We start from the raw sequence: 22,072 nt of genomic DNA, 5'->3' as shown, positions 1-22,072 counted from the left end.
GTTTCCCTAATTAATAAATGTATTCTTCTTTATTAGCCATCATTTCGTTGTAATCGTCTTTAGAACCTACGATAGTGTTATCGTATTCTCTCATACCAGTTCCCGCAGGAATTCTGTGTCCAACAATTACATTTTCTTTTAATCCTTCTAGATCATCTACTTTACCAGCTACTGCAGCTTCGTTAAGTACTTTCGTTGTCTCCTGGAATGAAGCCGCAGAAATGAATGATTTAGTTTGTAACGAAGCTCTTGTAATACCTTGTAGAACTGGCGTTGCAGTTGCAGTAATTACGTCTCTTGCTACAACAAGATTTTTATCTGTACGTTTCAATAATGAATTTTCATCACGCAATTCACGAGGAGAAATAATTTGACCTGGTTTCAATACTGAAGAATCTCCAGCATCTTCTACCACTTTCATTCCGTATAATTTATCATTTTGAAGGATAAAGTCTTTAGTATGGATCAATTGATCTTCTAAGAATAGAGTATCTCCTGGATCTTCAACTTTTACTTTACGCATCATTTGGCGAATTACAACCTCAAAGTGCTTGTCATTAATTTTTACCCCTTGTAAACGGTAAACCTCTTGAATTTCATTTACCAAGTACTGCTGAACAGCTGCCGGTCCTTGAATTCTTAAGATATCATCTGGTGTAATTGCACCATCAGACAATGGAACTCCCGCTCTTACGAAGTCATTTTCTTGTACTAAGATTTGGCTTGAAAGTTTAACTAAATACTTTTTAATCTCACCAAATTTAGATTCGATAACGATCTCACGGTTACCTCTCTTAATTTTTCCAAAAGATACAACTCCATCAATTTCAGATACAACTGCTGGGTTTGAAGGGTTACGAGCCTCAAGAAGCTCAGTAATTCTTGGTAAACCTCCTGTGATATCCCCTGCTTTAGAAGAACGACGAGGGATTTTTACTAATACTTTACCTGCTTTAATTTTCTCACCATTTTCAACCATTAAGTGTGCACCTACTGGTAAGTTGTAAGAACGAATCAATTCACCTTCTTTACCATAAACTAATAAAGTTGGAATTAATTTTTTGTTTCTAGCCTCAGAAATTACTTTTTCCTGGAAACCAGTCTGCTCATCGATCTCAACCATGAATGATTGTCCTTGTTCTAAATCTTCGTAAGCAATCTTACCAGTAAACTCAGAAACAATTACACCATTATAAGGGTCCCATTTACAGATTACAGTTCCTTTTCCAACAGTTTCTCCATCTTTAACAAAGATACTAGAACCGTAAGGAATATTATGTGTGTTTAAGACGATACCAGTTCCTTCATCAACTAATTTTAATTCAGTTGAACGTGATACTACGATATCAACCGCATTACCTTCACTGTCTTCTCCTTTAACTGTTTTTAAATCTTCAATCTCAAGTCTACCTGCGAATCTTGTAACAATGCTAGACTCTTCAGAGATACCTCCAGCTACCCCTCCAACGTGGAACGTACGAAGTGTTAACTGTGTACCTGGCTCTCCAATAGACTGAGCTGCAATAACTCCAACAGCTTCACCTCTTTGTGTCATCTTACCAGTAGCTAAGTTTCTACCGTAACATTTAGCACAAATACCTTTTAAAGCCTCACAAGTTAATGGAGATCTAACTTCTACTTTTTCAATTGGTGAAGCTTCGATAGTTTTCACAATTGCCTCAGTAATTTGCTGACCTGATTGAACCATTACTTCATTAGTAAGCGGATTTATAACATCTTGCAATGCAACACGTCCTAGAATTCTTTCTCCTAATGATTCAACGATTTCCTCATTTTTCTTCAATGCAGCAACTTCAACACCTCTTAAAGTTCCACAATCCTCGATGTTAACAATAACATCTTGAGAAACGTCGTGAAGCCTTCTTGTTAAGTAACCAGCATCGGCCGTTTTAAGAGCCGTATCCGCAAGACCTTTACGAGCACCGTGAGTAGAAATGAAGTACTCAAGGATCGAAAGACCTTCCTTAAAGTTAGAAAGAATCGGGTTTTCAATAATCTCACCACCACCAGCAGTAGATTTTTTAGGCTTAGCCATCAAACCACGCATACCAGTTAACTGACGAATCTGTTCCTTAGAACCCCTCGCCCCAGAGTCAAGCATCATATATACAGAGTTGAAACCTTGCTGGTCTTCTCTAATATTCTTCATTGCTAATTCTGTTAACTGAGCATTTGCTGAAGTCCATACGTCAATAACCTGGTTGTAACGCTCGTTATTTGTGATAAGACCCATGTTATAGTTAGTTGAGATACCTTCAACTTGTTCTCTGGCATCAGCAATTAACTTAGTTTTTTGTTCTGGGATTCTAATATCACCTAAAGAGAATGATAAACCTCCTCTAAATGCGAATTTATAACCCATATCTTTCATATTATCCAAGAAAGCTGCCGTTGTAGGTACATCAGTCACACTTAAAATGTGTCCGATAATATCTCTAAGGTTTTTCTTAGTCAATACGTCGTTGATATATCCAGCTGCTTCAGGTACTACTTCGTTAAATAATACACGTCCTGCAGTTGTTTGAATAATTTTGTACACTAATTCTCCAGCGTCATTAAAATCTTTTGCTCTAATTTTCACACGAGCATTCAATTCTAATCTTCCTTCGTTTAATGCAATGTTTACTTCTTCAGCAGAATAAAAAGTCAAATCCTGACCTAAAATAATGTGATCTTCTGTAGAAATACGCTCTTTGGTCATATAGTATAGACCCAAGACCATGTCCTGAGAAGGTACAGTAATTGGAGCACCATTTGCAGGGTTCAAGATATTGTGAGAAGCCAACATTAATAATTGTGCCTCTAAAATAGCTTCTGGTCCTAATGGTAAGTGAACCGCCATCTGGTCACCATCGAAATCGGCGTTGAAAGCCGTACATACTAATGGGTGTAACTGGATTGCTTTTCCTTCAATTAATTTAGGTTGGAAAGCCTGAATACCAAGTCTGTGCAAAGTAGGAGCACGGTTCAGTAATACTGGGTGTCCTTTAATTACATTTTCTAAAATATCCCAAACTACCGGCTCTTTTTTGTCAATGATTTTCTTAGCAGATTTTACTGTTTTTACAATACCTCTTTCAATCAATTTACGGATAACGAAAGGTTTGTATAATTCAGAAGCCATATCTTTTGGCAATCCGCACTCATATAATTTTAACTCTGGACCAACAACAATTACCGAACGAGCAGAATAATCCACACGTTTACCAAGTAAATTTTGACGGAAACGTCCTTGCTTACCTTTTAATGAGTCAGATAATGATTTTAATGGTCTGTTAGATTCTGTTTTAACAGCAGAAGCTTTACGTGTGTTATCAAATAATGAATCTACAGATTCTTGTAACATACGTTTCTCGTTTCTTAAGATAACTTCTGGAGCTTTAATCTCCATTAATCTTTTCAAACGGTTATTACGGATGATTACACGACGATATAAATCGTTCAAATCTGAAGTTGCAAAACGACCCCCATCAAGTGGCACAAGCGGACGTAATTCTGGCGGGATAACTGGAACCACTTTCATAATCATCCATTCTGGACGGTTTTCACGGTTTTCGTTAGACTCACGGAAAGATTCAACAACTTGTAATCTTTTTAAAGCTTCAGTTTTTCTTTGTTTAGAAGTCTCATTATTGGCGCTGTGTCTTAACTCATAAGATAAAGCATCTAAGTCAATACGAGCTAATAAATCCATAATACACTCTGCTCCCATTTTGGCAACAAATTTATTTGGATCTAAATCATCTAAATATTGGTTTTCTTGTGGAAGAGTATCTAAAATGTTTAAGTATTCTTCTTCAGTTAAGAAATCTAATCTTTGTAAAGATTCTCCATCTGCATTTTTAGCAATACCTGCTTGGATTACCACGTATCTTTCGTAGTAAATGATCATATCTAATTTCTTAGATGGAAGACCAAGGATATAACCAATTTTGTTTGGAAGAGAACGGAAGTACCAGATATGAGCAATTGGCACAACAAGGTTGATGTGTCCTACTCTATCACGACGTACTTTTTTCTCAGTAACTTCTACACCACAACGGTCACAGATGATACCTTTGTAACGAATTCTTTTATACTTACCACAAGCACATTCGAAATCTTTTACTGGTCCAAAGATTCTTTCGCAGAAAAGTCCATCACGCTCTGGCTTGTGAGTTCTATAGTTAATAGTTTCTGGCTTTAAAACCTCTCCTCTTGATTCTTTCAAGATAGATTCTGGTGAAGCCAATCCAATAGAAATTTTGTTAAATCTTTTTACTGGATTCTTATCTTTATTATTGTTTCTGTTATTCATCATAGTTTTTACTATTGATTTATTTGCAATTAAAAAATTGATTCTTATCCTAGTCGAAAGTCAAATGTCATAAAGTTATAAAGTCATGAACGACTTTAGACTTTGGACTTTTAAACTTTTGACTTAAAACACTACCTCGGGTTACTTCTCTAAACCTCAAATTCTTATTTGAAGTGCTAGTTATAAAATGCCTTGCATTGTTATAAAAAATCGGAACGGGTTACGGGTATAAATCTTTAAAAACTTGTAACATTTAGTAAACAGTCTCAGTCCCAGTTTTCAGTGCGGGACTGAATACTGAGACTGTGACTAGAAACTTTTTATTTATTCTTCCAAACGAAGATCTAATCCTAGACCTTTCAATTCGTGCATTAATACATTGAATGATTCTGGTAAACCTGGTTCTGGCATAGTTTCTCCCTTAACGATAGCTTCGTAAGTTTTAGCTCTACCAATAACGTCATCAGACTTAACAGTTAAGATTTCACGTAAAGTACTAGAAGCTCCATAAGCCTCAAGTGCCCAAACCTCCATCTCTCCAAAACGCTGACCTCCAAATTGAGCCTTACCTCCTAGTGGCTGCTGCGTAATCAATGAGTATGGTCCGATAGAACGTGCGTGCATCTTATCATCAACCATGTGTCCTAATTTAAGCATGTAAATTACACCCACAGTTGCTTTTTGTGCAAAACGCTCTCCAGTACCACCATCATAAAGATAAGTATGTCCGAAACGTGGTACGTTAGCTTCATCAGTCAAAGCGTTGATTTCGTCAAGAGAAGCACCGTCAAAAATTGGAGTAGCAAATTTTCTACCCAAGTTCATACCAGCCCATCCAAGAACAGTCTCATAAATCTGACCAATGTTCATACGTGAAGGTACCCCAAGTGGATTCAATACGATATCTACTGGTGTTCCGTCTTCTAAGAAAGGCATATCTTCGTGACGAACGATTCTAGCAACAATACCTTTGTTACCGTGACGTCCCGCCATTTTATCACCCACTTTTAACTTACGTTTTTTAGCGATATATATTTTAGCCAATTTCAAGATTCCAGATGGCAATTCATCTCCAACTGTAATAGTGAATTTCTCTCTTCTTAAAGCTCCTTGTAAGTCGTTCAGCTTAATTTTATAGTTATGAATTAAATCATTAACCATTTTATTAGTAGCATCATCAGCAACCCATTGACCTTTGCTTAAGTGAGCAAAATCTTCTACTGCATAAAGCATTTTTTGAGTATATTTTTTACCTTTTGGTAAAACTTCTTCACCCAAATCATTCATTACACCTTGAGATGTTTTTCCGTTAACGATCAAGAATAATTTCTCAACTAATCTGTCTTTTAATTCAACAAATTTAGTTTCGAATTCCATTTCTAAAGCGCCTAAAGCATCTTTATCCTGAGTACGTTTACGTTTATCTTTTACGGCTCTTGCAAATAATTTTTTGTCAAGAACTACACCATGTAAAGATGGAGAAGCTTTTAATGAAGCATCTTTTACATCACCTGCTTTATCCCCGAAGATTGCACGAAGCAATTTCTCCTCTGGAGTAGGATCTGATTCTCCTTTTGGTGTAATTTTTCCGATCAAAATGTCGCCAGGTTTAACCTCTGCTCCAATTCTAATCATACCGTTTTCATCTAAATCTTTAGTAGCTTCTTCAGAAACGTTAGGAATATCGTTTGTTAACTCTTCGTTTCCTAACTTAGTATCTCTAACCTCTAATGAATAATCATCAACGTGGATAGAAGTAAAAATATCATCACGAACTACTTTTTCAGAAATTACAATCGCATCCTCGAAGTTGTACCCTTTCCATGGCATGAACGCAACTTTTAAGTTTCTACCTAAAGCTAATTCTCCATTTTGAGTAGCATATCCTTCAGACAATACTTGACCAGGAACAACTCTATCACCTCTTCTTACGATTGGTTTCAAGTTGATACTTGTACCTTGATTGGTTTTTCTAAATTTAATTAAGTTGTACGTTTTCTCATCAGCATCAAAACTAACCATTCTCTCGTCTTCTGTACGATCGTATTTAATAGTAATGATATTAGCATCTACGTATTCAACAGTACCATGCCCTTCAGCATTGATTAATACTCTTGAATCTGAAGCTACCTGACGCTCTAAACCTGTACCAACAATCGGAGCTTCAGGACGGATCAAAGGAACTGCCTGACGCATCATGTTAGATCCCATCAACGCACGGTTCGCATCATCATGCTCCAAGAAAGGAATCAAAGATGCAGAAATCGAAGCGATCTGGTTAGGAGCAACGTCTGTATAATGAACTACAGATGGTTCAACAACCGGGAAGTCACCTTCCTCACGAGCAATTACATTGCTAGCTGTAATTTTTCCATTTTCATCCATCTCAATGTTTGCCTGAGCAATCATTTTACCTTCTTCTTCTTCAGCACTTAAGTAAATTGGAGTACTTTCTAAATCAACTACACCATTAGTTACTTTACGGTATGGAGTTTCGATGAATCCCATTCCGTTTACTTTTGCATAAACACCAAGAGATGAAATCAAACCAATGTTTGGTCCCTCAGGAGTTTCAATCGGACATAAACGACCATAGTGAGTATAGTGAACGTCACGAACCTCGAAACCAGCTCTCTCTCTCGAAAGTCCACCTGGCCCAAGTGCAGAAAGTCTTCTTTTGTGTGTAATCTCAGCTAATGGATTCGTTTGATCCATAAATTGAGATAACTGGTTAGTTCCAAAGAAAGAGTTGATAACTGATGATAATGTTTTAGCATTGATCAAATCAATTGGTGTAAACACCTCGTTATCTCTAACGTTCATTCTCTCACGAATAGTTCTAGCCATACGTGCTAAACCAACACCGAATTGTTGAGACAATTGTTCACCAACTGTTCTAACACGACGGTTTGATAAGTGGTCGATATCATCAATCTCTGCTTTAGAGTTGATCAATTCAATCAAATATTTTACAATGGTAATGATATCTTCTTTGGTAAGCACTTGCTTATCCATAGGGATATCTAAAGCCAATTTTTTGTTCATTCTGTAACGACCAACTTCACCTAAGTTATAACGTTGATCAGAGAAGAATAATTTATCTATAATACCACGAGCAGTTTCCTCATCAGGCGGTTCAGCATTACGCAACTGACGGTAAATGTGCTCTACAGCTTCTTTTTCAGAGTTTGTTGGATCTTTTTGTAACGTGTTGTGGATAATAGCATAATCTGCTTGGTTATTATCCTCCTTGTGCAACAAAATAGATTTTACGTTAGAATCGATGATCTCTTCAACATTATCTTTGTCAATAATTGTATCACGATCAAGGATGATTTCGTTACGTTCGATAGAAACTACCTCTCCAGTATCTTCATCAACGAAATCCTCGTGCCATGTGTTCAATACACGAGCAGCAAGTCTTCTTCCAATATATTTCTTAATACCAGTTTTAGAAACTTTAATTTCTTCTGCTAAGTCGAAAATTTCAAGGATATCCTTATCTCTTTCAAAACCGATAGCACGGAATAAAGTTGTTACAGGTAATTTTTTCTTTCTATCGATATACGCGTACATTACACTGTTGATATCTGTAGAAAATTCTATCCAAGATCCTTTAAAAGGAATTACTCTCGCAGAATAAAGTTTAGTTCCATTTGCGTGGAATGACTGTCCAAAGAAAACCCCTGGAGAACGGTGTAATTGAGATACTACAACACGCTCGGCACCATTAATAACAAAAGTACCACTAGGAGTCATGTAAGGAATTGTTCCAAGATAAACATCTTGTACAATTGTTTCAAAATCTTCGTGTTCTGGATCTGTACAGTATAGTTTCAACCTAGCTTTTAAAGGCACACTATAAGTAAGACCTCTCTCTATACATTCTTGAATTGTATAACGCGGCGGATCAACAAAATAATCTAGGAATTCCAATACAAAGTTATTTCTTGTATCTGTAATTGGGAAGTTTTCCATGAAGGTGTTGTATAACCCTTCGTTGCCTCTTTCGTCAGATTTCGTTTCTAATTGAAAGAAATCTTTAAAAGATTTAACCTGAACATCTAAGAAATCTGGATAGTCAGGGATATTTTTTGTAGAGGCAAAATTCAATCTTTCAGTCTGATTTGTTATCATCAATGGACAAAATTTTGATTAAAAAAAAGTAATTTTTGTTTGTGTAAACACACTGTTTAATCTATACTTTCTTATTATAATCAATACATCTTTAAAAATAAAACATAAAAACAAGTTCAATTTTCTTTCTTCGTATTGATCTAAAACTTTTTCGTATTTTAAACTATGGGATAATAAAACTTAATATATTTTATTATACGAAAAATGGTTTAGGTCTTTGAGTGTTAACTCAAGACCTAAACCTAGTTCTTAAACTGAGTTTAATTATTTAAGCTCAACAGTAGCTCCAGCCTCTTCTAAAGATTTTTTAAGACCTTCAGCCTCTTCTTTAGAAACACCTTCTTTAACGTTGCTTGGTGCACCGTCAACTACATCTTTAGCTTCTTTAAGACCTAAACCAGTTAATTCCTTAACTAATTTCACAACTGCTAATTTAGAAGCTCCTGCATCTTTTAATACAACTGTAAATTCAGTTTGTGCTTCTTCAGCAGCACCGTCTCCTCCACCAGCAGCAACTACTACAGCAGCAGCAGCAGGCTCGATTCCGTACTCATCTTTTAATATTGTTGCTAATTCGTTAACTTCTTTAACTGTTAAGTTAACTAATTGTTCTGCGAATTGTTTCAAATCTGCCATTTTTTCTATCGTTTAAAATGATTTGTGTAAAAATATAATTTAATTATTGTGCGCTAATTTAAGCAGTAAGGAAGCAAACTCCCTTACGATAATTACTCTGCTCCTTCTTCTTCGCTTCCAGCGAATTTGTTTTGTAAAGCAGAAATAATTCTTTGAGCTGGAGATTGTAATAATCCAATGATTTCTCCAATAAGCTCTTCTTTAGATTTAATTGTAGCTAACGCATCTAATTGGTTATCTCCAATATATACTTCAGAATTGATGTAAGCTCCTTTTAAAACTGGTTTGTCAGATTTCTTACGGAAATCTTTAATAATTTTTCCAGGTGCATTAGCAACATCAGAAATAAATATAGCACTGTTACCTGATAAAACTGTAGGTAAATCACCATAATCATTAGAAGAAGCTTCCATTGCTTTTGCAAGCAAAGTGTTCTTTACAACCTCTAATTTGATACCTGCTTTAAAACAAGCTCTACGTAAGTTTGAAGTTGTCTCTGCGTTTAAACCAGAAATATCAGAAATGTAAATGATATTTGTACCAGCTAACTGCGCAGTTAAATTTTCAATCGCGATTGATTTTTCTTCTCTAGTCATACTAAAAATTTTTAACTACCAATTATACTGCTTTTGGGTCTAATGCAATAGCAGGACTCATTGTGCTTGTAAGGTGAATACCTTTGATGTATGTACCTTTAGCAGCAGTTGGTTTAAGTTTTATTAATGTTTGAATAATTTCGTGTGCGTTGTCAACAATCTGCTCAGCTCCAAAAGAAACTTTACCGATTCCTGCGTGTACGATACCAGTTTTATCAACTTTAAAGTCAATTTTACCAGCTTTAACTTCTTGAACAGCTTTAGCAACATCCATAGTTACTGTACCTGTTTTAGGGTTTGGCATTAAACCTCTAGGTCCTAAAATACGACCTAATGGACCTAATTTACCCATAACAGCAGGCATAGTAATGATCACATCAACATCTGTCCAACCGTCTTTGATTTTTTGTAAGTAATCATCAAGACCAACATGATCTGCTCCAGCCTCTCTTGCTTCAGCCTCTTTATCTGGAGTAACCAATGCTAATACTTTAACATCTTTTCCTGTTCCGTGAGGTAAAGTTACCACACCTCTAACCATTTGATTCGCTTTTCTTGGATCTACACCCAAACGAACTGCGATATCAACAGACTCATCAAATTTTGCAGAAGCAACAACTTTCAATAATGCAGCAGCATCTTTTAGAGAGTATAATTTGTTCTTTTCAATTTTTGAAGCAGCCTCTTTTTGCTTTTTTGTTAATTTTGCCATGTCTTTTTCTTAATTAAAAAGGAGCATCTCCTGATACAGTTATACCCATAGATCTAGCCGTTCCAGCAACCATACTCATAGCTTTTTCAATTGTAAAAGCATTTAAGTCTGGCATTTTGTCTTCAGCAATAGTTCTAATTTGTTCCCAAGTAACGCTAGCTACTTTTTTACGATTAGGCTCACCAGAACCAGATTTTAGCTTTGCAGCTTCCATTAACTGAACTGCTGCTGGAGGAGTCTTAACAACAAAATCAAATGATTTGTCTTTGTACACAGTGATTTGCACTGGACAAATTTTGCCAGGTTTATCCTGAGTTCTAGCATTGAACTGCTTACAAAACTCCATGATATTAACCCCAGCAGCTCCTAAAGCAGGTCCAACCGGTGGCGACGGGTTCGCAGCACCTCCCTTAACTTGTAGTTTAACTACCTTACTAATTTCTTTAGCCATTTTTAAAAAATTTATCACTGTAATCAATGGAAGCGATTACAATGGTTTATTATAGTGTAACAAAAAATTATACTTTTTCAACTTGCATAAAACTTAATTCTAATGGGGTTTTTCTTCCGAAAATCTTAACCATTACTTCAAGTTTACGCTTTTCTTCATTGATTTTCTCAACCGTACCATTGAAACCATTAAAAGGACCATCGATCACTTTTACTGTTTCACCTAAGCTGAACGGAATTGATCTTGTATCTGTATTCACAGCAAGTTCATCCACTTTACCTAACATACGATTTACCTCTGAAAGTCTTAAAGGGACAGGTTCTCCGCCTTTAATTTCTCCTAAGAAACCAATCACACTAGTAATAGATTTAATAATATGAGGTATCTCACCAACTAAGTTAGCTTCAATCATAACATATCCAGGAAAATAAACCTTATCCTTAGACATTTTTTTCCCTTCTTTTACTGTAACTACTTTTTCAGTAGGTACTAAAACTTGAGAAACATAATCCTCCATCCCTAGTCTGGCAATCTCAGTTTCGATGTAAGCTTTAACCTTATTTTCCTGGCCGCTTACAGCTCTAACTACATACCATTTTTTCACATTATTATCTGCCATCACAAAAAAATTATCCTTTTAACCAGTTAAAAAATCCAGCCAAAGCTTTTGCAAAAAATTCGTCTACTCCCCATGTTGCCAAAGCAAATAGAATCGAAAATACAGCCACAACAATTGTCAATTTTTGAACCTCAGCCCAAGCAGGCCAAGTAACATTTGACTTTAACTCTTCGAAAGCCTCTGATAAATAATTAGTAACTTTTGTCATTTGATATATTTTTTATTGCACGGGCGGAGGGATTCGAACCCCCATCAACGGTTTTGGAGACCGCTATTCTACCCTTGAACTACGCCCGTAATTAAAAAAGCCAGTGACTTCAGTTAAGATATCAACTGGCTTTTGTTTTTATTATTATAGATTACTCTACGATTTCAGTAACTTGTCCAGCACCAACTGTTCTACCACCTTCACGGATAGCAAAACGTAAACCTACGTTCATAGCGATTGGGCTTAATAAAGCAACTTCAATAGTTAAGTTATCACCTGGCATTACCATCTCTACACCTGCTGGTAAAGAAATAACCCCTGTTACGTCAGTTGTACGTACGTAGAACTGTGGACGGTAGTTATTGTGGAATGGAGTGTGACGTCCACCTTCTTCTTTTTTCAAGATATAAACCTCAGCTTTGAATTTAGCGTGTGGTTTTACTGAACCTGGCTTAATAATAACCATACCTCTTTTGATATCAGCTTTATCAATACCTCTTAACAATAAACCTACGTTATCTCCAGCTTCACCTCTATCAAGGATTTTACGGAACATCTCAACTCCTGTAATAGTAGAAGTTAATTTTTCAGCTCCCATACCGATGATCTCAACAGGATCTCCAGTGTTAGCAACTCCAGTTTCGATACGACCTGTAGCAACAGTTCCACGACCTGTAATTGTAAATACGTCCTCAACTGGCATCAAGAATGGTTTAGCAACGTCACGTACTGGCTCTTCGATCCAGTTATCAACAGCTTCCATTAATTCGATAATTTTAGGTACCCAGTTTGGATCATTGTTTAATCCCCCTAAAGCAGAACCTTGAACTACAGGACCATTATCTCCATCATATTCGTAGAAAGATAATAAATCTCTAATTTCCATTTCAACAAGCTCTAATAACTCAGCATCATCAACCATATCCACTTTGTTCATGAAAACAACGATTCTTGGAATACCAACCTGACGTCCTAAAAGGATGTGCTCACGAGTTTGTGGCATTGGACCATCTGTAGCAGCAACTACTAAGATAGCACCGTCCATTTGAGCAGCACCAGTAACCATGTTCTTTACGTAATCCGCGTGACCTGGACAGTCAACGTGAGCGTAGTGACGGTTAGCTGTTTCGTACTCTACGTGTGATGTATTAATAGTAATACCTCTTTCTTTCTCCTCTGGAGCGTTATCGATTTGATCAAACGATTTTGCTTGACAGTAACCAGCATCTGACAATACTTTTGTAATTGCAGCAGTTAATGTAGTTTTTCCGTGATCTACGTGTCCAATTGTACCTATGTTTAAGTGCGGTTTGGAACGATTAAAATTCTCCTTTGCCATTTTACTTAATTTTTAATCTTAGTTATATATTAATTTTCAATTTCCTACTTACTTGAGCCAATGTCGGGATTTGAACCCGAGACCTCTTCCTTACCAAGGAAGCACTCTACCCCTGAGCTACACCGGCAGAGAGTTCTGATTTTAGATTTTTGAATTCTGATTTTAGACTTTTAAAAACCTAAAATCTAAAATCCGAAATCTTAAACTTCTTTTTTTTGTGGGGAGAGCAGGATTCGAACCTGCGAAGTTCACACAGCAGATTTACAGTCTGCCCTCGTTGGCCGCTTGAGTATCTCCCCTAATTTTAAAATTCCATCATTTTAAAGAACCAATTTCAAATCGCATTTGAAATATTTTGAGCCGATAGAGGGACTCGAACCCACGACCTGCTGATTACAAATCAGCTGCTCTAGCCAGCTGAGCTACATCGGCGAATACATTAAAAAAGTCCGCTATTTCTAACGGACTGCAAATGTAGCTATTTTATCTTTTAATCAAAACATTTTTTAAAAAAAATTTCAATTATATATGTGCTCTAATTTTTTCTTTCCTTTTAACCAGCAAACGTTCTAGCGATTCTGCCGAAAGTTCCACAGCTTCCTCAAAGGTTTTACACTGCTTTTTAACCAAAAACTCATCTCCCGGAACATTAATCTTAATCTCTACTGCTTTATTCTCCTTCTCACTTGTTCTTTCAACTTTTAAAAAAACATCAGCCGAAACTACTCGATCGTAATACTTTTCAAGTTTATCCATTCTTTCTTGAATAAAATCCACCAATTTTCTGTCGACAGTAAAGTTAACTGCATGAACATCTACCTTCATAATAATAATTTTAGGGTTAAACTTTTGGAACTATTATTTATTTCTCGGATGCGCTTCTGAATATACTTTTTTTAACTCTGCTAAACTATTATGAGTATAAACCTGCGTAGACGCCAAACTCGAATGCCCTAATAATTCCTTAACTGAATTTAAATCTGCCCCATTATTCAGTAAGTGAGTCGCAAAAGTATGCCGAAGCACATGCGGACTCTTCTTTACCTTTTCAGAGACCCTACTAAAGTAACAATTTATTAATCGATACACAAAAGATTCGCTTAATTTTAACCCTTTTTCCGAAATAAAAAAATATTCAGAATCCACAATTCGATCAAGCCGCTCTCTTTCTTTTAAATACAAATTAATCTGATCCGTAACTATCGGCAGAAGCGGCACAATACGTTCTTTACTCCTTTTACCCAAAACCTTCACAACACCCGAAGACAAATCAACATTTTTAAACATTAAGCCTATTAATTCTGCCCGACGCATTCCTGTAGTATAAAACAAATCCACAATAAGCTTATCCCTTACTTCCTCAAAACCAATTGGAGACTCAACTCCAAACATCAAATCACTTACTTCTTTTTCAGAAAACGGAATCTGGACAATTTTAGGAGTCTTGAGTGCCTTATGCTTAAGCATTGGACTAACCTCTATCTGCTTTATTTTTAAAAGAAATTTATAAAACGCTTTTAAAGAAGCCATTTTACGATTTACAGAAACATTCGAAACTCCTTGATCTACTAAAAAAACAATCCAGCTCCTAATTTGACTATAATTTACTTTTTCAATAGAATCCTGCTCAAAACGCTCTTTATTAAACCCTTCAAAAAAACCTAAATCATTTAAATAAGCATTTACAGTATGAGGAGAATATTTTTTCTCAAACTGTAAATAATCCTGAAATGCCTGCTTATTTGACTTCATACGATCAATAAATTACAAAAGGTTTTGAAAACAAAAAACCGTTAGGATCAAAATTAATACATTTTGACCACTAACGGTAATTATTTTTGAAAAGCGAAATACTAACTCTCTAAACTATCTTTCAAAGTTTGGATGTAAGCAGCTTTTTGAATTTGAGCTCTTTTTACAACAGAAGGCTTAATAAAAGCAGTACGTGCTCTTAATTGACGAACAGTTCCTGTTTTATCAAATTTTCTTTTATAGCGCTTTAATGCTCTATCGATATTTTCTCCGTCTTTAATTGGTATAATTAACATAATATAGACACCTCCTCTCGTTAAGGCTGCAAATGTAAAAATTAATTATGAATTATGAATTATAAAATGTAAATTATTTTACAAAATCTATTCTTTTAATAAGTTTCTCGAAATAACCAGTTTCTGAATTTCGGTAGTTCCTTCTCCAATAGTACACAATTTAGAGTCTCTGTAAAATTTCTCTACCGGAAAATCTTTTGTATAACCATAACCTCCATGTATCTGAACTGCTTCATTTGCGATTTTCACACAAGCTTCAGACGCGTACATTTTTGCCATAGCTCCCAATGTTGTTACCGGTTTATGCTGTTGTTTTAAATAAGCAGCTTTATGCAGAAGTAGTTCTGAGGCTTCAATTTCTGTTGCCATATCAGCCAATTTAAAAGAAATACCCTGAAAATTACTGATCGGCTGACCAAACTGATATCTTTCTTTTGAATATTTTAATGCTGCTTCGTAAGCTCCTTTTGAAATTCCTAATGATAAGGCTCCAATTGAAATTCGGCCTCCATCTAAAATTTTCATTGCCTGAACAAATCCCTGGCCGACTTCTCCTAATCTATTTGCATCTGGCACACGACAGCTGTCAAAAACCAATTCAGCGGTTTCACTCGCGCGCATTCCTAACTTATTTTCTTTTTTACCCGAAGAAAAACCTGCCATACCTTTTTCTAAAACAAAAGCAGTCATTCCTTTTGAGTCGCCTTTTTCTCCAGTTCTAACAATTACAACAGCCACATCTCCAGATATAGCGTGTGTAATAAAATTTTTAGCTCCGTTAATAATCCAAAAATCTCCATCTTTAACAGCTGTTGTATTCATTCCTCCAGCATCAGAACCTGTATTATGCTCTGTAAGTCCCCAGGCCCCAATAAATTCAGCTGTTGCTAGTTTTGGCAGATATTTTTTCTTTTGTTCTTCGTTTCCAAATGTTAGAATATGATTTGTACAAAGTGAATTATGTGCAGCAACAGACAATCCTATTGAAGGATCAACTTTTGAGATTTCTTCAACTACTGTAATATATTCGTGATATCCCAATCCTGAACCTCCATATTCTTCAGGTACTAAAACCCCCATAAATCCCATTTCACCTAATTTCTTAAACAAGTCAACAGGAAAAATCTGAGCCTCATCCCACTCCATTATATAAGGTTTTATATTCTTTTCAGCAAAGTCTTTTATAGATTGCGCAATCATTGACTGCGTTTCGTTATATTCAAAATTCATTTTACTAATTTTTTAGAACTCCAAATATAAACTAATTATTTTTGCTTTTTCAACAGGAAAACCTTTAATTTTTGACAAATCCTCAATATTATTAAAATTTCCGTTCATACTTCTATACGTTACAATTTGTTTGGCTAATGCATATTTAAAATATGGAAACTGCGACAACTCTTTTAATGACGCGTCGTTTATAGGAATCTTTTTAAAGTTAGAAGGTAAGACGGCTTTAAAATGATTATTTAATTCTATTATTACTTCCGGTGATAATCCCCAAACATCTGTTAGTTGTTCCATAGAAACAAAACCTCCTAATATTTCTTTTTGTTTCAATATTCTTGAAGAAAGTGCCTCTCCTATCCCATATATCTTTATTAAATCTTCTTGGGTAGCCTGATTGATATCTGTTAAAATAATTCTTTCTTTTTTTTCAAACACCTTCGGGACATATTCTTTTTTTTCTTTTTTGAATTCATTCTTATTTTGCGCCCAATCAGGAAATTTAAAAAGCGGAGAAAGTACATTTAATAAAGAATCTGAAATCTGGGTTACATTTTGAAATTCTTTTGCAGAATTGACATATTTATTTTGTTTTCTAAACGCTAAGAGTCTGTCGATTTCCTGAATCGACATCCCCAGTTTATACCCTTTATAGTCTGAAATATAATTTGGATTAAATTTATAAACTGTGTAATTATTATCAAACTTATTTTTTTTCTGAGTATCTATTTCATTCTGGATTGAAAGCCATTGGTTTTCTTCTGCAGAGATTTTTTCATACTTGCTGAAATCCGAGAAAAAATAAATAAGCTGTAAAATAATTATTATAGTGAAAAATAGAAAAATTCCTGTTTGTTGTCTCTTTGTAAACTTAAAATAACGGTTAAGTACCTGAAAATTCATTATTAATAAAAAAATTAAAAATTAAAACAGCGCAAATTACGTAAGAATTTACATATTTAATAAGAAAAATAACAAAAAACACAATTCTCAAAAAGTTAAAGTTCGACCCATTACTTACCAATTAATTTAATGAATCTCAGCTATTAAAGCAAACCCAATAATTATTCATCCAAAAAATTAAATATTTTATAACTTAAAACATGATAATTGTTTTTATTTTTTACAAAAAACAATACATTTGGCACTTAATAACAAATAAACCAATAAAATAGTATGTCAATTTGGAGAGTTAAACCAATATCTGCCTTTGAGGCCGATATGAAAAAAAGTGATTTAAAAAGAGTCCTTGGAAAATGGAGCCTTACTGCCATTGGTGTTGGTGCCATTATCGGTGGTGGAATTTTTGTACTTACCGGTACTGGAGCTTATTACCATGCAGGTCCAGCTTTAGCAATTTCGTTTATTATTGCAGGTATTGCCTGTGTTTTTGCAGCTCTTTGTTATTCTGAATTTGCTTCTATCTTACCTGTTGAAGGATCTGCTTATGCATATGCTTATGGTACTATCGGAGAAATGTTTGCATGGATAATCGGCTGGGGGCTTATTCTTGAATATGCAATGGGATCAATGACAGTCGCCGTTTCCTGGTCAGGATATTTCAACAAATTACTTAAATTGTTTCACATTAAACTTCCTGATTGGCTCACAACAGACCCTGCAAGTTACACTGGTGAAGGATTTTCAATGAATCTTCCGGCTTTCTTAATTGTAATTTTAGTTATTTCATTACTTATTAAAGGTACAAAAAGCGCTGCTAAAGCAAATAATGCTATTGTAATCCTTAAAGTATCTGCAGTAATCTTTGTAATTATAGCTGGTCTTTTCTTTATTAATACAGCAAACTGGAGCCCGTTTATTCCTGAAGCAACTCAGATCATAGAAAAAGAAACGACTCATAATGCTTACGGAATTGGAGGAATTGTTTCCGGAGCTGCAGCAATTTTCTTTGCTTATGTTGGTTTTGATGCTGTTTCTACACAAGCCGGAGAAGCTATTAATCCTAAAAAAGATGTTCCGTTTGCGATCATTGCTTCTTTATTAATTTGTACTACATTATATATTCTTGTTTCACTAGTACTAACAGGAATGATGAATTACCAAGATTTTAATCCACTAGGAAAATACCCTGATGCTATCAAAGCTCCAGTAGCTTATGCATTTGATATTGCCGGGCAAGGCTGGGCTGGTTCTATTATTACTGTTGCTGCAACTATAGGTTTGATTTCTGTATTAATGGTAATGATCATGGGACAATCAAGAATCTTCTTAGGTATGTCTAAAGATGGATTAATTCCTTCTGTTTTCTCTAAAGTAAATCCTATTTCCGGAACTCCAAAAACAAACTTAATGATTTTAGGAGGTATTATCGCAACTGTTGCTGCATTTACACCAATCAACAAATTAGCTGATATGACAAGTTTTGGTACTTTGTTTGCCTTTACAATGGTTTGTATCGCTGTTTGGATTTTAAGAGTAAAACAACCGGGATTAAACAGAACTTTTAAAGTTCCTGCTTTACCAGTTATTGCTGTTCTTGGAATCGCGATCAATTCTTACTTAATTTTTAATTTAAGTTTAGATGCTCAATTATTATCATTTGGATGGCTTATAATTGGTATTCTGGTTTACTTCGGATACAGTAAGAAAAGATCAAGACTTAACGATACTACAACTGAAGAATAAAATACTATTGATTTATAAAAAAAACTCCAAATCTAAGATTTGGAGTTTTTTTTTATAAATCAAATACTGAAGTTCTTTTAGAACGAATTAAATCTTTCAATCTAATCCAAAAGGCCAGAGTTAAATAAACTCCAAATCCTAAACCAGCAGTTACAAATGATATGTAGATAAAAAATAATCGCACACTTGTTACACGCATTCCTAATTTATCTGCTAATCTCGATGAAACATGGAAACCATATTTTTCGAAAAAAAATTTAAGTTTTAAAATTGCTGACATCTTTATTTTAGACTTTAGATTTTATATTCCTGATTACAAAAGTACAAATTATCTAATTCTTTTTAAGCAATTCAATTCCAACAGCGCATTTTAAACAGGCTTTATTATTACAATATTCATTTTTGAGCTCTAACAGAGACTGACTCTCAAATGCATTTACAGATTTTATGCCAAATGAATTAAACTTATCTATAACGGCATTTTTTTCTGAAGCAACTTCTATCATAAAATCAATTAAATCTTCTGTTACAAACTCTCCTATTGTATTTGAATAAGCAAACTGAATTGGTATTATAGTATTTATAATTATCAAGTCCAGAAATGATTTTGATAATGGCTTCGCTTTCTTTGAACTTTCTTTATCGAACTGATAATGATTTTTCCAATATTCGCTTGAAGAAACATTCAACAGATTATAAACTTCTTTCGCAGATTTTAAAGCTATTATTTTAGAAAACAAATTTTGATGTTTATGATATAACTCCGCAAGCTGAGAAAGTCTTATTGTTGGAAAATTATCTGGGCGGAGCTTAAAAAACAAAACCGGATCAACATGTGTTTTTACTAGTTGGTATTTATGGAGAAGAAAAAAATACTTAAACTTCAGATCTTTAAAATAAACATCTTCTTTTTCCCCGTCTAACAAACCTGCAGTTCCCAAAAATAAAGCTTCAAGACTGCCTGCTTCAAAACTTTCCTTTCTAATAATCGAAAAAGGTATTGATTTAGCAATCTGTAAAAATGAATTTCCGTTTGTATTTAAACCAAAGTTCTTTGCCAGCATACAAAACAAAACGGCTTCCCAATCCTGATTTGTTTCCTCAAGCAATTCGTAAACAAATAACGACTTACGTTCTAATCGCTCAAAAAACAATCTTTCCTGCCAGTTTTTAAATATAAAATCGTCAATCTTATTTAATTGTCGTTCACAGGAAATCCATGTTTTTGGCGAAACAAGTGCATAATAATTTTCTATTATTTCCTGAGTAACATAATCCTTAAGAATCAAAACTGGGATTTCTGTGTTGTTTTCCCTAAAAATTGCTGTATCATTCTCCCAAACAACATGGAGAATAACATTTTCATAAGCAGGATCTTTTTCATGATTGTGCAGATACCAATCTGAAGATTTTAAATGTATTTCTACATTTCCTGCCCACTTTTGATCTCCAATTTTTATAAGTGCGTTAAAAAAGTCTGGTCCAGAAAGTTCTAAATAATCACCCGGCTTAATAATTGTGATTGATTCATTTTGTGCTGTTTTTAAATTCAGGTTATCAAACTTCCTGAATTTCCATAAATAATGAAGAAAATCTTCTTTCATTTTTTTTACTATTGTAATTACAATTTAAAAATAACAAATTTAATATTATTCTTACAAATTTATTTTCAGAAATAAAAAAATCCACAAACCTGATTCAATCTGATTTGTGGATTAAAGTTTTATTGACCAACCTATTTTATAGAGCCAATAATATCATATTTTGTAATAATGTGATGGTTTCCGTTTGCTAAATCAACAAGAACTGCATCATTTTCTTTGGTAAATAGTTTTGATACTTCTTCGATTGGTGTTCCTAATTTTACAATTGGAAAAGGTTTCCCCATTACTTCTTTAATAGGTTTTTCGGCTACGTTTTTATCAGCAACATAACTTCTAAACAAATCTGTTTCATCTACAGAACCAACAAAACCGTTTATATCAACAACCGGAATCTGCGAGATTTTATATTTACGCATACGCTCAATGGCATGAGAAACTAATTCTTCTGTACGAACAACAATTAATTCCTTGTCGATGTGATCTTTAATAACATCTTCTGCTTTAGTAACATTTTCTTCTAAGAATCCGCGTTCACGCATCCAGTCATCATTAAACATTTTACCTACATAACGGCTTCCTGAATCATGAAATAAAACAACAACAACATCATCTGGTTTAAAGTGTTCTTTTAACTGAAGTAATCCTTTTATACAGGCTCCTGCAGAATTACCAACAAAAATAGCTTCTTCAAGAGCAATTTTTCTTGTATAAACAGCAGCATCTTTATCGGTTACTTTTGTAAAACCGTCAATTAAGGAGAAATCAACATTTTTAGGTAAAATATCTTCTCCAATTCCTTCTGTTATGTATGAGTAAATTTCGTTTTCGTCAAAAATCCCTGTTTCATGGTATTTCTTAAAAACAGAACCATAAGTATCGATTCCCCAGATTTTAATATTTGGATTTTTTTCTTTTAAGTATTTTCCAACTCCAGAAATTGTTCCTCCAGTTCCAACACCTACAACAAAATGTGTAATTTTTCCGTCTGTCTGTTTCCAGATTTCTGGGCCGGTCTGCTCATAATGTGCCAACGAATTTGACATATTATCATACTGGTTTACATACCATGAATTTGGTGTTTCTTCGGCCAAACGTTTTGAAACTGAATAATACGAACGTGGATCTGTAGGCTCAACATCTGTAGGGCAAACTACAACTTTTGCTCCAACAGCACGAAGTATATCCATTTTTTCTTTTGACTGTTTATCTGAGATTACACAGATTAATTTGTACCCTTTTACAATTGCTACAAGCGCCAGTCCCATTCCGGTATTTCCAGAAGTACCTTCAATTATAGTTCCTCCGGGTTTAAGTCTTCCATCAGCCTCAGCATCTTCAATCATTTTTACGGCCATTCTGTCTTTTACAGAGTTTCCCGGATTAAATGTTTCGACTTTTGCCAATACTAACGCATCAATTTCAGCAACAATTTTGTTGAGCTTTACCAATGGTGTGTTACCAATTGTTTCTAAAATATTATTTGAAAAGTCCATTTTATTTAAGTTTAATGTGGTATTTAAATAATTGTATG

The 22,072-nt window shown here is 34.6% G+C and carries 18 protein-coding genes and 4 tRNA genes; 1 reads left to right on the top strand and 21 read right to left on the bottom strand.

Going from position 1 to position 22,072, the window contains the following annotated elements:
• Window positions 1-10: 10 nt before the first annotated feature.
• The 18 genes from rpoC to PQ462_RS04765 form a co-directional block, all read right to left on the bottom strand.
• Entirely contained in the window at window positions 11-4,321 is a 4,311-nt protein-coding gene (rpoC, locus tag PQ462_RS04850; protein WP_012024016.1) for a DNA-directed RNA polymerase subunit beta', read from the bottom strand.
• Between the two features lie 321 nt (window positions 4,322-4,642).
• A complete protein-coding gene (gene rpoB / locus PQ462_RS04845) occupies window positions 4,643-8,455 on the bottom strand; it encodes a DNA-directed RNA polymerase subunit beta (protein WP_274252552.1) in 3,813 nt (1,270 codons plus the stop codon).
• A 264-nt stretch (window positions 8,456-8,719) separates the two neighbouring features.
• Window positions 8,720-9,091: a 50S ribosomal protein L7/L12 gene (gene rplL, locus PQ462_RS04840; protein WP_008466917.1), complete on the bottom strand. Its 372-nt coding sequence runs from the start codon at window positions 9,089-9,091 to the stop codon at window positions 8,720-8,722.
• A 92-nt stretch (window positions 9,092-9,183) separates the two neighbouring features.
• Complete coding sequence (gene rplJ / locus PQ462_RS04835; protein WP_012024014.1) at window positions 9,184-9,687, bottom strand: 50S ribosomal protein L10; 504 nt, start codon at window positions 9,685-9,687, stop codon at window positions 9,184-9,186.
• Window positions 9,688-9,709: 22 nt separating this feature from the next.
• Window positions 9,710-10,399 (bottom strand): 50S ribosomal protein L1, encoded by a 690-nt coding sequence (gene rplA / locus PQ462_RS04830; protein WP_012024013.1) that lies wholly within the window; start codon window positions 10,397-10,399, stop codon window positions 9,710-9,712.
• Window positions 10,400-10,412: 13 nt separating this feature from the next.
• Window positions 10,413-10,850: a 50S ribosomal protein L11 gene (rplK, locus tag PQ462_RS04825; protein WP_008466923.1), complete on the bottom strand. Its 438-nt coding sequence runs from the start codon at window positions 10,848-10,850 to the stop codon at window positions 10,413-10,415.
• A gap of 67 nt (window positions 10,851-10,917) precedes the next feature.
• The gene (gene nusG / locus PQ462_RS04820) at window positions 10,918-11,469 is read right to left on the bottom strand and encodes a transcription termination/antitermination protein NusG (protein ID WP_012024012.1); all 552 of its coding nucleotides are present in this window, start codon (window positions 11,467-11,469) and stop codon (window positions 10,918-10,920) included.
• 10 nt (window positions 11,470-11,479) lie between these two features.
• Window positions 11,480-11,677 carry a preprotein translocase subunit SecE gene (gene secE / locus PQ462_RS04815; protein ID WP_008466927.1) on the bottom strand — a complete coding sequence of 66 codons (198 nt, stop codon included), beginning with the start codon at window positions 11,675-11,677 and terminating at the stop codon, window positions 11,480-11,482.
• 18 nt (window positions 11,678-11,695) lie between these two features.
• A tRNA-Trp gene (locus tag PQ462_RS04810) sits at window positions 11,696-11,766 on the bottom strand.
• Window positions 11,767-11,828: 62 nt separating this feature from the next.
• Window positions 11,829-13,016: an elongation factor Tu gene (tuf, locus tag PQ462_RS04805; RefSeq protein ID WP_012024011.1), complete on the bottom strand. Its 1,188-nt coding sequence runs from the start codon at window positions 13,014-13,016 to the stop codon at window positions 11,829-11,831.
• A 55-nt stretch (window positions 13,017-13,071) separates the two neighbouring features.
• Window positions 13,072-13,143 (bottom strand) — tRNA-Thr (locus PQ462_RS04800).
• A gap of 91 nt (window positions 13,144-13,234) precedes the next feature.
• Window positions 13,235-13,315 (bottom strand) — tRNA-Tyr (locus tag PQ462_RS04795).
• Between the two features lie 59 nt (window positions 13,316-13,374).
• Window positions 13,375-13,448: transfer RNA gene (locus tag PQ462_RS04790), tRNA-Thr, on the bottom strand.
• 90 nt (window positions 13,449-13,538) lie between these two features.
• Window positions 13,539-13,841, bottom strand: coding sequence for a ribosome hibernation-promoting factor, HPF/YfiA family (hpf, locus tag PQ462_RS04785; RefSeq protein WP_012024010.1), 303 nt, complete (start codon window positions 13,839-13,841; stop codon window positions 13,539-13,541).
• A 33-nt stretch (window positions 13,842-13,874) separates the two neighbouring features.
• Entirely contained in the window at window positions 13,875-14,768 is an 894-nt protein-coding gene (locus tag PQ462_RS04780; protein ID WP_274252549.1) for a tyrosine-type recombinase/integrase, read from the bottom strand.
• 101 nt (window positions 14,769-14,869) lie between these two features.
• Window positions 14,870-15,064 carry a 30S ribosomal protein S21 gene (rpsU, locus tag PQ462_RS04775; protein WP_012024008.1) on the bottom strand — a complete coding sequence of 65 codons (195 nt, stop codon included), beginning with the start codon at window positions 15,062-15,064 and terminating at the stop codon, window positions 14,870-14,872.
• Window positions 15,065-15,151: 87 nt separating this feature from the next.
• Entirely contained in the window at window positions 15,152-16,294 is a 1,143-nt protein-coding gene (locus tag PQ462_RS04770) for an acyl-CoA dehydrogenase family protein (protein ID WP_274252548.1), read from the bottom strand.
• Between the two features lie 12 nt (window positions 16,295-16,306).
• Complete coding sequence (locus PQ462_RS04765) at window positions 16,307-17,194, bottom strand: ComEA family DNA-binding protein (protein ID WP_274252546.1); 888 nt, start codon at window positions 17,192-17,194, stop codon at window positions 16,307-16,309.
• 273 nt (window positions 17,195-17,467) lie between these two features.
• Here PQ462_RS04765 and PQ462_RS04760 point away from each other — a divergent pair, with 273 nt between their 5' ends.
• Window positions 17,468-18,937, top strand: a complete 1,470-nt coding sequence (locus tag PQ462_RS04760; protein ID WP_274252545.1) for an APC family permease — start codon at window positions 17,468-17,470, stop codon at window positions 18,935-18,937.
• Window positions 18,938-18,989: 52 nt separating this feature from the next.
• On the opposite strand, the gene PQ462_RS04755 is transcribed toward PQ462_RS04760, so the two are convergent.
• The 3 genes from PQ462_RS04755 to PQ462_RS04745 form a co-directional block, all read right to left on the bottom strand.
• On the bottom strand, window positions 18,990-19,217 hold the full coding sequence (locus PQ462_RS04755; RefSeq protein WP_008466940.1) for a PspC family transcriptional regulator: 228 nt from the start codon (window positions 19,215-19,217) through the stop codon (window positions 18,990-18,992).
• A gap of 52 nt (window positions 19,218-19,269) precedes the next feature.
• A complete protein-coding gene (locus PQ462_RS04750; protein ID WP_274252544.1) occupies window positions 19,270-20,541 on the bottom strand; it encodes a DUF2851 family protein in 1,272 nt (423 codons plus the stop codon).
• 131 nt (window positions 20,542-20,672) lie between these two features.
• On the bottom strand, window positions 20,673-22,034 hold the full coding sequence (locus PQ462_RS04745; protein WP_274252543.1) for a pyridoxal-phosphate dependent enzyme: 1,362 nt from the start codon (window positions 22,032-22,034) through the stop codon (window positions 20,673-20,675).
• Window positions 22,035-22,072: the final 38 nt, after the last annotated feature.

This window comes from Flavobacterium sp. KACC 22758 (assembly GCF_028736135.1).
Taxonomy (GTDB): Bacteria; Bacteroidota; Bacteroidia; order Flavobacteriales; family Flavobacteriaceae; genus Flavobacterium; species Flavobacterium johnsoniae.
This window is presented reverse-complemented; position numbering and strand designations above follow the sequence as displayed.